Consider the following 12,447-nt stretch of genomic DNA (forward strand, 5'->3'; position numbering starts at 1 on the left):
TTGGTGCGTGCTGCTCAACCGGCTTAGCCCTGGGAGCCGAATCCCGGGCTAGGGGGCCAGCCGCCATTGTTACCAGGGTTACCAGGATTGTTCGGTCGCTGCTGGCCTGGCTGGCCGAAACCGGGGCCTCCACCGAAGCTGGATCCGCCACCAACGTTGGGGCCACTGCCAAAGCCGGGGCGCCCTGGCCCGCCTGTGGGCCCTGGCTGGCCGTGATTCGGTGGACCGGATGGCTGGGACGGCCCAAAGCCTCCGTGCTGCGGCGGTTGCTGCTGCGCACCATTGCGGGGAGCACTCTGCGGGCCGCGCTGCGGCGTAGGTGGTTGGCCAGGGTGTGGTCCGCTCTGCGGGGCATTCGGCGGCTGCGGGCCAGGCTGGCCCGCCTGCGGCGGCGTCTGCGGCGGTGCCTGCGACTGTGACTTCTCGGCGGGGAATTCCACTTGGTCGAAGAGCTGCAGGGCCTGGCGGCTGATCTCCTTGGACATCTCGTCGTACGCGCTGGCCTGCGCCAACGTATCGACAGTCAGGACGATCTCTCCGGAGTTGCGGTCCTTCGCGTTGCCCACGAAGAACCACGTGTTCTGCACAGCAAGTGGCAGCACTGCGCGATATCCGGACTTCTTGCCCTTACTGGAGATAGTGCCATCGCGCTGAACCTCCACGTGGGCGGCGGTAAAGGGGCTCAGGCCCATCTTTACCTTGGCGTCGTTGCCACCCAGGCGAACAGAACGTGCAGAGGTCTCCACTGGAACGGCACCTTGGAACTCGTCCTTGGACACCGCAAATGGGCGGCCATTATCGGTGCGTATGAGGTTCGCGCCATCGCGCTTGACCGGGATGGTCTTCGCAAACATGCGCGGCTTCTCCGGAATGCGGCCGCTAATCCACTTCATCAAGTACAGAATTCCCAGGGGGATCAGCAACGCGAGCACAACCGCAAGGACGAAGGACAGACCGAACGCGGACTTGTTCAATGGCGCGCTCATGGAGCCCTGCAGCGTCAGCGGTAGCTCCAGCTGTTGGTTATCCTCAGCCGACTGCAGGTTAATCACCGGCTCCACGCGCAGCGGGCCATCCGCCATCTCCTCAACGCTCACCGTCACCGGGATGGTCGTTTTCTCATCCTTGGAAAGCTCCAGCGCGGAATCCTCAGAGTTGTGCTTGGAGCTCACGGAAACGGAAGGTACTCCTGCGGGAAGCATGCCGTCAGCGGAATCCACAGTCTGGTCTGCTACCCAGACCTTGCCGGGACCGGTCACGGGGACATCGACGGTAATTTCTTTCTCCGTCATGGTGATCGTCTGCGCCGAGCCCACCGTCGGCATATTAACCGGGGTAACGGTCAGCGGCGTTTCCGCGTTGATGGGATCCAGCTTCGAGCCTGGACGCTCATCGGTGCCCTTGGTGGTGATCTCCACGCGCGTCACCAGCTGACCGGATGCCGCGTTTTCCACTTGGTCCAGCGGAATGTCGACTGGCTGCCCATCCGTGATGGGCGCATTGTCCACGAGGGTGACCGGGGAACCATCCTCCGGTACGAACTCGGCGTGGAGGGTACCTTCGCCCTCCAGCGTGCGCGGCTCGCCCTGGCCATCGACCAACTGCCCCTTCAGGACCTGGTCCGAGTTGATGCCGCCTTCCACCTTGGAGCCGTCTTCCGTCTTGAGGTCTAGGTTGAGGCCCGGCACCATAACGACGGACGCGAGGTACTCGCCATCAGTTCCCTCAGCCACCTTGTAGCCAAAAGTCCAGGCGCCTGCCCAGGGGTCGCCGTCCTTCTCCATCGCGATATCAACCATGCCTGGAAGCTTGCTGTTCTCCGTCACGGAGACCTTCGCGCCGGCTACGTGAGTGGTATCAGGCTTGAGCTCAACGGTTTCACCATCGGGCCCAGTCAAGGTAGGGATGAGCTCTCCTTCCCCAACCGAGCTCTTCGGCACCGCCGACAATCGCACTGGGGACACGGAGTTATCGAGGACGAAATCGAATTGGTCCTTGAGGTTTCCCTCCTTGGTCACACCACCCGAGGTGGGGATGAGGTTACGGAAGGCAGCGAACAGCGCCGCTGGATCCTCACCCGCGTCGAAGAAAGCACCGTTGGGAGCGCCCTGGCCGCAGTCTTCGCCCTCCGCCATGCGGGTGAGCTGGCGGACCTGATCTTGTGCTTCCGCAGCCGGCACGAGGCCCACGTTAAAGAGGCGGATATTGGAGTTGCGGAACGCGGTGACAGAGGAATTTACCTCACAGAGCTTGTCCTGCGCTCCCTGGAGATCGTGAGCCTCGGCATCCGTGTAGTACTTGCCATCGGTAAAGAACACGATGGCGCGGCAGCTGCTGCCCTGGTGGGAAGCCAGTTCCTTGAGTGCTCCCTTGTAGGCCGCGCCATAGTTGGTCTCTAGATCCGCAACACGGTCCTCCTGTCGGAACTTGTCCAGTTCGCCTTTGAGAGCATCCCCGTTGCCGGAGACATTGGTCCACCCGCCATAGTCAGCTGGATCGCTGTAGTACTCGGAGCCGAAACCGGCGAGCTTGACGTTGATGTCTGCGCCATTGTCCTCCCCGAGGTTGGCCAGCTGCTTGACGATGTCCGCCGTGGCGTCAACGCGGAAGAAATCAGCATCCGTCGGCTTCGACCCCTCATAGCCCACCAACGAGGCTGACTGGTCAAGAACGAACAACAGGTCCGCAGATTTTTCGCTGGCGATGCAGGAGCCAAAATCAGAGAGGTTCTTTTGCGAGACTTCAGAAAGCGCGGACTCGGAGCCGATTCCCTCAACGTGCTCCTGTGGCGGCTGATTCTCCCCGCCGTGGTCTTCTGGGTTCTCCCCGTTATGTTCTTCCGGCTGGGCTTCCGGGGCCTCTGGTGCAGGAGCCTCCGGCGCGGGGGCATCTGGAGCCGGAGGCTCCTGCGCCACCGCTCCCAAACTGCCGCCGAATCCGGCGAGTGCCATCGCCGCGGACAGGGCAAGTACACGAGTGAGCTTCTTCATTAGACGCCAACCGCCTTTCCTACGTAGAAGGCGATTTCCACCGCAGCGACAATGACAAGGACAAAACTTCCGCCCATGATGAGGCGGTACAGCAAAGTTTGCGTGGTGTCCTCTACATAAAACGTCTCAGCCTGGCGCTGCGTGTTCCGCAGCGTATAGATACCCAAGAGAATAAAGGACACAATTCCAGCCAGCAGCCAACCGCCAATAGCCAGGCCAAAGAACAGGACCTGCGTCGGGGCAGCCACGAGCGGGGCGACAATCAACAGAATCAGCGCAATGACCGCAGATACGCCCGCTGCGATGAGAAGCGGCCACGGTCCCTTCGTGGGGCCTGTCGGTGTTGCCACCTGGCGGCGGTAGTCCGGCGCCGGGGAGGACTGGCCGAAGCCATCCGGCGAGCCCGGCGCGCCGAAGGAGCCACCGGCCCCCGAATCGGAGCCTTGGCCAAACCCAGAACCCGAGGAAGGCTTCTGTACGGGGTTCTGCGCAGGATTCGGTGCGCCAAAGCCACCGAAGCCGCCAGGTCCACCGGGCGCGCCAAACCCAGAGCCAGAACTGTTTCCGGACCCTGTGCCTGGCTGGGGAGCCCCCTGTGGCGGGCGCCCGCCGAACTGTGGTGACGAGCCTGGGGAACCAAACGTCATATCAATGACCTTCCCTAATGCGAAGTTATGCCGCCGACTAGCCTCTACCTGCTCCATCGAAAGGCGCAGAAGACAAAAGACCAGCCGGAGGCTTAAGGACTAAAACCAAGGTAGCCGTACCCCCTGACACAGCCTGCCCTTCAGCGGCCCCGAAATTCGAACGCGCCCGAATCTCTTCGAGCGCGCCGTGGCACAGCAGACAGGAAACGTGCAGGGAACACGAAAACACTGCAAGCAAAAGAATGCCACACTAGGAGCGTTTTTTCTGCCCACTTCACAGATCTTTATGGGCGCTCTACCGAAACCGCCTCCCGGGAAGGGCCAGCTCAACTGCTCTTTCTTAAGGAACGAGGTGGAATGGGAGCACTCCCCGCCTGACGGGAATCAATTTCCTCATTTCTGCTTCCCCCAGTTTCGTGGAAAGATGCTGTTCCATGACAACTCAATCGGCAACCGCAACCACCGCAAAGGGTGGCGAGAGCATCCGATTCATCCCGGTACATTCCACTTTGTACCCGTGGCTGGTCGCGGTGTTCGTCGTTACCTTCCTCATCTCGAACATCAACGCCACGAAGGGCGTCCAGCTCGGCCCGCTTATCACCGATGGCGCCTTCTTCCTCTTCCCCATCGCCTACATCGTGGGCGACGTTCTCTCTGAATGCTATGGCTTCAAGTCCACCCGCCGAGCCGTGTACATCGGTTTCGCCATGGCGCTTCTAGCCGCAGTTTCCTTTTATATTGCAATCTGGCTGCCCGCGGCTGATTTTTACGAAGGCCAGGAAGCCTTCGCCGCCACGCTCGGCCTGGTTCCGCAGATCCTGCTGGCTTCCCTCGTCGGCTACGTCGTGGGCCAGCTGCTCAATTCCTTCACCCTGGTGAAGATGAAGGCCCGCTCGGGCGAGAAGGGCCTCATCGCCCGCCTTGTTGCTTCCACCGTCGTCGGCGAATTCGGCGATACCCTGCTGTTCTGCGCCATCGCAGCGCCTGTCATCGGTATCGATTCCTTCAGCGGCTTCCTGAACTACGTCATCGTGGGCTTCTTGTGGAAGACCGCCTGCGAGGTCATCATGCTTCCACTGACCACGCTGGTTATCTCTTGGGTCAAGCGCCGCGAGGACTACGTGCCTATCGACGAGGCCGACACCCCTACGTCAGCGCCGTCTAAGTAGCAGCGACCCGCCCCGATCTTTCACCCCCTTAGCACGCACTGTGCTGAGGGGGACTTTTCACTCTTCCCTTCACTTGCCCCAATGAATACAATGTATTCACGATGGTTAAGGAGGAAATATGGCTACTTTGACAATTCGCATGGATGATAACGACGCGGAACTCGTTCGGAATTTAGCCGCCTTTGAAGGCCGGACGATATCTGATTTTGCCCGAGCAGCACTTTTAGAACGGGTCGAAGACTACTACGACCTTCAGGAACTGCGCGCAGCAATGGCAGAAGATTCTGGCGAACGGTTTAGCCTTGATGAGGTCCTCGAGGATCTCTAAAGATGTCGGAGGGAATCACTTCATATCACGTCGAATTCACTTCGAAAGCCCGGAAACAGCTAAAGAAGTTTGACCGATTCGATGCGCGAATCATCGTGACGTGGATCCAAAAGAACCTCGAGGGCTGCGAAGACCCTCGAGCTCTCGGAAAAGGATTGACTTCAAACCGTTCAGGTGAATGGCGCTATCGGGTCGGTTCTTACCGCATTCTGGCGTACATCCACGACCAGAAAGTAACGATTGAGGTATTCGCTATTGGCCACCGGAAGGACATCTACGATGCATAAGCATCTACGAGGTTCCCTCCTCCCCATCCTTGGCCTGGCTACAGCCTTCAACCTTGCGGCATGCTCGGGTACAGAGGAAGTCACCACGTCGTCTGAAACGACGAGCCACGCGGCACCGGAAACGACGGCGGTGAGCAGTGAGGCGTCGTCAAGCGCAGCACCCAGCACCACCCCTCCCCCGCTCAACCAAGGCCCAGCACCCGCTCTGACCGGCACGTTTGAGATGGATGGCCCAGCCACCATCACGGGCGCGACCTATGATTCGATGCCCTTCGTCGTGCCCCTCAACCCGGCCGGTCCGCAGGAGACCATGGTGCGATGGGTACAAGACTGGGGCGAGTCCCCCGCCACGGCGGAGCAGGGCACCACCTACGTGTTGGGCCATGCCTGGGGCCAGCAGAAACTGGTATTCAACCCCTTCTCCGAGGTGGTCACCGCCGACGTCGATCTGAGCAACCCCACCACCGTGGAGAGCCTCGACGGCGTCGAGGTGCAGCGCTTTACGACGCCCATCCTCAACGGCTCCCACATCCGCATGACCTCCGAGGGCGGTGCCGGGCGCGAGTGGATCGTGGATAACGCCTTCCTAGTTGATAAGGAACAACTAGGAAGCGACGCGGACCTGATGAATACCGAGGTTCCCGGGCGCATCGTACTCATCGCCTGTGCGGTAGACGGCACCACTGACTTGGAGTACAACGTCATCGTCACTGGTCACTTGGCGTAATAGCGCCCCATAAATTCATCGCGGTATGCCTCGTAATAGCCGCCGTCGATGGACTCCCGAATGTTATCCACCAGGCGGATCATGAACTCTAGGTTGTGCATGGTGCACAGCGTGCCGGCCAGGAATTCCTTGGCCTTGAGCAAGTGGTGGATGTAGGCGCGGGAGTAGTTCTCCGAGACGTAACCGCCAAACTCCTCGTCCACACCAGAAAAGTCGCGCTTGAAGCGCGCATTAGTGAGGTTCATGCGTCCGTCGAGGGTGTAGACGCCACCGCGGCGCGCCAGGCGGGTCGGCGCCACGCAGTCGAAAGTATCGGCACCAGCCTCAACGGCGGTAAAGATGTCATCCGGTTCAGAGATACCCAGCAGGTGCCGGGGCTTATCGACGGGCAATTCATCGCACACCCAGCCCACAATCGTGCCCAGATTTTCCTTTTCTAAAGCACCACCGATGCCGAAGCCACCGAAGCCGCGCCGGCCATTCGCTTCGGCGCGATCGGAGAGCTCCACGAGCCCGCGTGCAGCCTGTCGGCGCAGGTCCTCGTATTGCGCACCCTGCACCACTCCCCACAGGGACTGGCGCGGCTTCTGCGGGCCACGGGCAAGTGTCAAGCGATCGTGCTCATCCAGGCAGCGCTGCGCCCAGCGGCGCGTGCGCTCGACAGACTCCTCCTGGTAAGTGCGGGTATCAACGAGCGTGGTGAGCTCATCGAAGGCAAACATAATGTCCGCACCCAAGCCATGCTGGATCTGCATGGAGACCTCCGGGGTGAAGCGGTGCGTGGAGCCGTCGATGAAGGACTTGAAATCCACACCGTCCTCATCCACGTGCGCCATGCGCTCTTTCTTGGCCGCACGGATATCGGAGTCCGTCAGCTCCGCCACGTCCATGGCGAGGACCTTTTTGAAACCCACGCCGAGGGACATGACTTGGAATCCGCCCGAGTCGGTATAGGTCGGCCCATGCCAGTTCTCGAAGGTAGCCACGCCGCCGGCCTCGTCCACGATGTCGTGGCCCGGCTGCAGATAAAGGTGGTAGGCGTTGGACAAAATGGCTTGGGCGCCGGTCAGGCGAATCTGCTCCGGGGTCAGCGTCTTCACCGTGGCCTTGGTGGCCACCGGAATAAACGCCGGGGTTTGGATGTCACCGTGCGGGGTATGGATAACACCGGTGCGGCCGTGCTTTCCCGGTTGTGCTGGACCGCCTAAGTCCAGCTCCTTCTTCACGTCGAAGGAAAGGTCGGTCTCCAGCTGCGGCTTAGGGTGAGTCATAGGGAACTATTCTACGGGCTGCGCTGCCTTATCCTCTGCTTCACGGGATGCTGCCGCGTGTTTGCGCTCCCATTCCTCTTCCAGTGCGGTGCCCTCGATGTCCAGCTGCGGAATCAACTTGTCCAGCCATTTCGGCATCCACCAGGTGGTGTGCCCCATGAGGAACATGGTGGCGGGGACAAGCGACATGCGGACTAGGAAGGCGTCAAAAAGCACGCCCGCCGCCAGCGCGAAGCCGAAGATCTGGATGAAGGGCAGGGGCTGGCTGATAAAGGCCACGAAGACGGAAATCATGATGATGGCCGCAGCGGTGACCACGCGGGCACCGGCAGTAAAGCCGGCGATGGTGGCCTCATCATTAGCGTTGTACTTGCTGTACTTCCCGCCGCTGCCCTGCGGGAAGCGGGAGAAGTGCTCGCGCATGCGGGTGACCAGGAAGACCTGGTAATCCATGGCCAGGCCGAAGGTCACGCCGATGAGGAAGATGGGCATGAAGGAAATCAGCGGTCCGGGTGCTGGCACCAAGCCGGTGAAGCCGTCCTGCCACACAAGCACGGTCAGGCCGAAGGCGCCACCGACGGAGAGCAGGAAGCCTAAGCCCGCCACCAACGGCACCAAGATGGAGCGGAATACAGCCAGCAGCAGGAAGATGGCCAGCCCCACCACAATGGCGAGGTATGGCCCCATGGCCCCCTCAAGACGCTCGGTGATGTCGAGCTGTACGGCGGTCAGACCCGTCATTCCGATCTCGGCACCGGTGGCATCCTCCAGCTCCGCGCCGGCGGTGCGCAAGGCAGAAGCGGTACCAACCGTGGCCTCATCCGTTGGTGCAGTGGTGGGGCTGACCATGATCTGCGCGGCCTTCATATCCTGGCTCACGCCCACCAACTGGGCGTGCTTGACGCCGCCCACCTGGTTGAGGCGCTGCACGGAATAGATGAAGGAGGACAGCGCAGCCTTCTTCTGCTCATCTTCTTCACCCTCCTGGCCCTGGATATAGGGCTGCAATGCTGCGGAATCCGGGTTGGCGTTGGCGCCATCCACGATCACCAGGAAGGGACCATTGATGCCGGGGCCGAAGCCCTCGGAGAGCAGGTCCGCTGCCTTGCGCTGGGTGGTATCCGGGTTGGACGTGGTATCCGCCGGCAAAGCCAGCTCCATGTGCAGGACCGGGGCCGTCAAAGCACCCAGGCCGAGCACCACCAGCGCCATGACGATGCCCGGGGCACGCTGCACCGTGCGCACCCAACGGTTACCCATCGTTGGCTTCGTGCGGCGCGGGCGGCGCTTCGTGGGGTTGCCGGCCACGCCGGGGATACGCCCAGCAAAGGCCTTATCACCGAGCAGCCCCAGCATCGCGGGCACCAAGGTCAGCGCCACAAGCACGGCCATGAAGACCGTACCCGCAGCGGCCAGCCCCATCGCCGTCAAGAAGCTAATGCGCGCCACGAGTAGCGCAAAGAGCGCGATGAAGACCGTCGCGCCGGCAAAGACCACCGAGGAACCCGCCGTGCCAACGGCCATGCCGGCGGCATCCGGTCCGTCCATGCGGGAGCGCTCCTGCCGGTAGCGCGACATGATGAACAGCGCATAGTCGATGCCCACGGCCAGGCCAATCATGACGGCCAGCACCGGGGTGAGGTTGTTGAGCTCCATCCAGTGGGTAGCAATCATGACGCCCATCGCGCCCAGGCCCACGCCCACGACCGCGGAGATAAGCGGCATGCCCGCGGAGGCCAGCGAACCAAAAGTAATAATGAGGACGATAAACGCCACGGCTAGGCCGATGACCTCAGAAATCGAATTGACCTGGATCTCATCACCGAAGCCCGCGCCGCCAGCCTCTACTTCCAGCCCCGCCGCGCGGCCGATATCCATGGCCTCATGGACCACGTCTTTATCCGCGGGGTCCACCGAATAGGGGCTTTCCGCATCGAAGTCGAAGGTGGTGTAAGCGATGGTCTCATCAGCATTGACCATGGCCAGGTTATCGGCATCCGCCCGCGCGGTCTCCTCCGGCAAACCCATGGAGGTGAACTGCTCAATGACCTGCTGCTGAAGTGCTGGCGATACCTCAAGCGGGTTGCCCCAACGCTGCTGGCTGCCCTCCGGGATATCAAGGCCTTCAGCAATGTGGTGCACCACGTCCTCGACCGCTTCTTTATTATGCGGATCGCTGAGCTTCTGCCCTTCCGGGGCCTTGAAGACGAGGTTAACCGACGGCGCATTTGCCGGATTACCATTTTCCGGGAAGAGCTCCACCGCGCGGCGGGTGGCATCAATAGCGGGCGTGCCGCTGATGGAGTACTCCGTGGTCATCGGCTTCATCAAGCTCAAGGTTGCTCCACCCGCGGCCGCCACGATGAAGATCCAGGCGATGATGACCTTCCATCGGTTGATGTAAGACCAGCGGCCTAGGTGGTAGAGCAGCTTTGCCACGGAAATTCCCCTTCACATGCGCGATTATTGCTCGCGGAAGCTTTGGTGGTGGACACGAATGTGCACCAGTTTAACCAGTTGGGCTGTGAAGCCCTAACGACATCGTGCACCTAGATAAGCACCAGCTCGTGGTTGAAAGACTGCGGCAGACACCCCGTATTCACAGGCGACCTATTCCCGGCTCTTACTAAGTAGGACAACCGTATCGACACACGACGCTTGAGTTCGTCCAGGAAAGCTTTCGGCATACTCTCAAATCCATGTTGTTGAGGGGTTTCGCCGTCATCAACCATGACACCGCAGAATAATGACCTTCCGGCGCAGTTGATAAATGGACTCTAGGTGGTCAAAGTTTTCTACGAAGCGGTATATAGGCAGTCCTAGGAGAGTCCCCGAAGACCGCAGTTGGATGCACTTTCCAATCCTCTCCTTCTCGGAGAAGCTGCTGTATTCCTGCTCTACAGAACATCCCGGCCCAGATCTGTGCTGCAGCCTTTCCGACGCGTTTGGTTACTCCTAAATGCACCGCCGCCGCGAACTCGCCATTCGCTCTGTCCGGCTGGTTTAACACCGACAAAACGAAGGCACAGGGATCTGCGCTTAGGCGTTTGATCGCATCATCAAATTCATCGGTGCGCGATGCGCGTCGCCATTGTGCAATCTCACCAGGCAGTACTAGTTCTTGAGCAGAATCAAATGTGTACCGCCCAATCAGGGAGGTTAAACCAAGTGCTGGTATATCGGATAATTCTTTTTCTGAGAAAGTCCCCACCTTCTCAAGATTCAATCGAATTTCATCGACGGTCTTTGCATCGGTTAATGCCCAGGCAAATAGTTCAACTTCTAACACGTCACATCCTTGGTAGAGACAGACCCCAGATTTACATGTGTAGCGCCTACTTTGGAAACTCCACTCACCTGAAGGCCTCTGCCCGAGAGCCGTGATGTTGTAGGCAAACTGGCCAATTGCACCCTTGCGATGCGTACTTACTTCATTACAAAGGAACAGCACCCTCAGCTATATCTGCCGTACGCGGCGAACGCGCCACAGGCAGGGACGACGCAACAGCTGCAACCACCAACGCAGCTGCCAAGGCAACCGCCGCAACACCAGGCTGAGAAGAAAGCGCCGCGAAAAGAATCATTCCAAGCGGGGTACCGGCGGTAAAGACCAGCTGATCCTTTGTTGCGAACTGATGCACCAGATCATCATCTCCCAAAGACTGCCCGAGAGAATCCCACGCAATGCCTGCCGCAGTCATCAACAAGGACGCAGCAGCACCAACTGCGGCGATGAGCACGAAGACAGAGGAGAATGCCAAAGCCAGGATCTGCCCGGCCAGAAGAATCAGCATCAGAATTTGCAAGGTGCCAAAACGCACCCGATCTAATGCCTTCAGAATTGTTGCGGCTGAGCCAATCAGCGAACCGACCGCAAGCGCAGTTGCCATAAACCCCCACGACTTTTCGTCGAAAGTATTCATAATCCATGTAGGTCCAGCACTTCCCAGGAAGCCGTTGACAATTGCCGCGACCAGCCAAGTGCCGAGCCCTACCCGCACCCAGCTCGGGAGTGTTGGGGCCGCAAGAGGCTTGTTCGGGCTCGATGAACCTGCGCTGTCCGGTTCTGGTTCAGCCGCTGCGACATTAGAGCTTTCGCCTGCTGGTTCCCTGCGCACTGAGAGAAACGGAAGAACAAAGAGCATGGCCACGAGGAAAGTGGCGCCGTCGATAAGCAATACCGTGTTGAATCCCAAGGTGAGCACTGCCGCTGTACCGATGAGTGGGCCGGCGATAAACAGCACATCACCGAGCATCGACAGGGTTCCATTGACGCGGGTGCGCTGCTCATCGGAAAACAGCTGCGACAAGAGACTAAACCTTGCTGGCCCAAAGAATGACGAGGCACAACCGTACACGCAGCTTGAGAGCGCGAACGCAGCAATGGAATCGCCGCGAGCCACCACCCACGCCACGGGTCCCCACTGCGCCAACATCCGAACGACATCACTACCCAGAATCCAGGTCACCGGCCGGTGAGGTGGCGGCAGCTTTCGGACCACTAAAGAACTAAGGAAACGGCCCGCCCACAGTGCGATAAGCACCACCGTCAAGCCGCGCCCCGACGGATCTACTCGGTGTGCCTGAAGCGCAAAAGCAATCGGGATGAGGCCGTCACCTAACCCGGAAACGACAGCGGCTGCGAAGACGAGCGAGAACGTAGCTTTAAAAGAAAGACTATTCATCAACCTCAACATTTTATATGTGTTACACTTCATAGTATTGATCTATAGAGAGCCAGAATACATCCCCCCTGTCCAGTCAAAGTTTTAACCCCTGAAGTGCTCTAGGAGACCCCATGTCCACTTTCGTCATCGTTGCCGTCGCGGCCATCCTTCTCATTGCCATCCCAGCAGGCATGATGAACCGACGGATTCACAAACGTACGGAAGACCACGACCCCGAGGCGCGCCAGGCCGCGCTGGATTTCCAAAGAGATGTTGATAGAGGCCGGGCCAGCTTCTAAAACACAAAAAGACCGGCACCCCAGAGCTAAGAGTGTGATGTCTATGGAGTTTTTGGACACGG

General features: G+C 59.8%; 11 protein-coding genes. 4 read left to right on the plus strand and 7 right to left on the minus strand.

The features are described from left to right. Positions 1-23: 23 nt before the first annotated feature. Together HMPREF2635_RS06880 and HMPREF2635_RS13645 are read right to left on the minus strand one after the other, a co-directional pair. Entirely contained in the window at positions 24-2,990 is a 2,967-nt protein-coding gene (locus HMPREF2635_RS06880; protein ID WP_070546930.1) for a VWA domain-containing protein, read from the minus strand. Further along, the gene (locus tag HMPREF2635_RS13645) at positions 2,990-3,637 is read right to left on the minus strand and encodes a hypothetical protein (RefSeq protein WP_232745250.1); all 648 of its coding nucleotides are present in this window, start codon (positions 3,635-3,637) and stop codon (positions 2,990-2,992) included. Before HMPREF2635_RS13645 ends, HMPREF2635_RS06880 begins: the two co-directional genes overlap by 1 nt. 434 nt (positions 3,638-4,071) lie before the next feature. On the opposite strand from HMPREF2635_RS13645, the gene HMPREF2635_RS06890 reads away from it, so the two are divergent. The 4 genes from HMPREF2635_RS06890 (at position 4,072) to HMPREF2635_RS06905 (ending at position 6,148) form a co-directional block, all read left to right on the plus strand. Next, positions 4,072-4,806, plus strand: coding sequence for a queuosine precursor transporter (locus HMPREF2635_RS06890; RefSeq protein ID WP_070546933.1), 735 nt, complete (start codon positions 4,072-4,074; stop codon positions 4,804-4,806). Between the two features lie 118 nt (positions 4,807-4,924). Next, the gene (gene relB / locus HMPREF2635_RS06895; protein WP_042528872.1) at positions 4,925-5,134 is read left to right on the plus strand and encodes a type II toxin-antitoxin system RelB family antitoxin; all 210 of its coding nucleotides are present in this window, start codon (positions 4,925-4,927) and stop codon (positions 5,132-5,134) included. Positions 5,135-5,136: 2 nt separating this feature from the next. Next, the gene (locus HMPREF2635_RS06900; RefSeq protein WP_046648850.1) at positions 5,137-5,421 is read left to right on the plus strand and encodes a type II toxin-antitoxin system RelE family toxin; all 285 of its coding nucleotides are present in this window, start codon (positions 5,137-5,139) and stop codon (positions 5,419-5,421) included. Next, entirely contained in the window at positions 5,414-6,148 is a 735-nt protein-coding gene (locus HMPREF2635_RS06905) for a sortase family protein (RefSeq protein ID WP_070821469.1), read from the plus strand. Before HMPREF2635_RS06900 ends, HMPREF2635_RS06905 begins: the two co-directional genes overlap by 8 nt. Here the strand turns inward: HMPREF2635_RS06905 and tgt are convergent. The 5 genes from tgt to HMPREF2635_RS13510 form a co-directional block, all read right to left on the minus strand. Then, positions 6,136-7,419, minus strand: coding sequence for a tRNA guanosine(34) transglycosylase Tgt (gene tgt, locus HMPREF2635_RS06910; RefSeq protein ID WP_070821470.1), 1,284 nt, complete (start codon positions 7,417-7,419; stop codon positions 6,136-6,138). The two genes, HMPREF2635_RS06905 and tgt, sit on opposite strands and share 13 nt — an antisense overlap. Positions 7,420-7,425: 6 nt before the next feature. Next, complete coding sequence (locus HMPREF2635_RS06915; RefSeq protein WP_070821471.1) at positions 7,426-9,858, minus strand: MMPL family transporter; 2,433 nt, start codon at positions 9,856-9,858, stop codon at positions 7,426-7,428. Positions 9,859-10,204: 346 nt separating this feature from the next. After that, on the minus strand, positions 10,205-10,708 hold the full coding sequence (locus HMPREF2635_RS13275) for a hypothetical protein (protein ID WP_141745879.1): 504 nt from the start codon (positions 10,706-10,708) through the stop codon (positions 10,205-10,207). 145 nt (positions 10,709-10,853) lie between these two features. Beyond that, entirely contained in the window at positions 10,854-12,104 is a 1,251-nt protein-coding gene (locus HMPREF2635_RS06920; protein ID WP_070509697.1) for an MFS transporter, read from the minus strand. 101 nt (positions 12,105-12,205) lie between these two features. Next, on the minus strand, positions 12,206-12,447 hold a 242-nt coding region (locus HMPREF2635_RS13510; protein ID WP_210385879.1), incomplete at its 5' end, for a hypothetical protein.

It is taken from the genome of Corynebacterium sp. HMSC035E02 (assembly GCF_001836065.1).
GTDB lineage: Bacteria > Actinomycetota > Actinomycetes > Mycobacteriales > Mycobacteriaceae > Corynebacterium > Corynebacterium hiratae.

What these genes read in the sequence shown, in the direction of transcription:
- HMPREF2635_RS06880 (WP_070546930.1), bottom strand. Translation starts at nt 2,990, where the DNA reads ATGAAGAAGCTCACTCGTGTACTTGCCCTGTCCGCGGCGATGGCACTC.
- HMPREF2635_RS13645 (WP_232745250.1), bottom strand. Translation starts at nt 3,637, where the DNA reads ATGACGTTTGGTTCCCCAGGCTCGTCACCACAGTTCGGCGGGCGCCCG.
- HMPREF2635_RS06890 (WP_070546933.1), top strand. Translation starts at nt 4,072, where the DNA reads ATGACAACTCAATCGGCAACCGCAACCACCGCAAAGGGTGGCGAGAGC.
- relB (WP_042528872.1), top strand. Translation starts at nt 4,925, where the DNA reads ATGGCTACTTTGACAATTCGCATGGATGATAACGACGCGGAACTCGTT.
- HMPREF2635_RS06900 (WP_046648850.1), top strand. Translation starts at nt 5,137, where the DNA reads ATGTCGGAGGGAATCACTTCATATCACGTCGAATTCACTTCGAAAGCC.
- HMPREF2635_RS06905 (WP_070821469.1), top strand. Translation starts at nt 5,414, where the DNA reads ATGCATAAGCATCTACGAGGTTCCCTCCTCCCCATCCTTGGCCTGGCT.
- tgt (WP_070821470.1), bottom strand. Translation starts at nt 7,419, where the DNA reads ATGACTCACCCTAAGCCGCAGCTGGAGACCGACCTTTCCTTCGACGTG.
- HMPREF2635_RS06920 (WP_070509697.1), bottom strand. Translation starts at nt 12,104, where the DNA reads ATGAATAGTCTTTCTTTTAAAGCTACGTTCTCGCTCGTCTTCGCAGCC.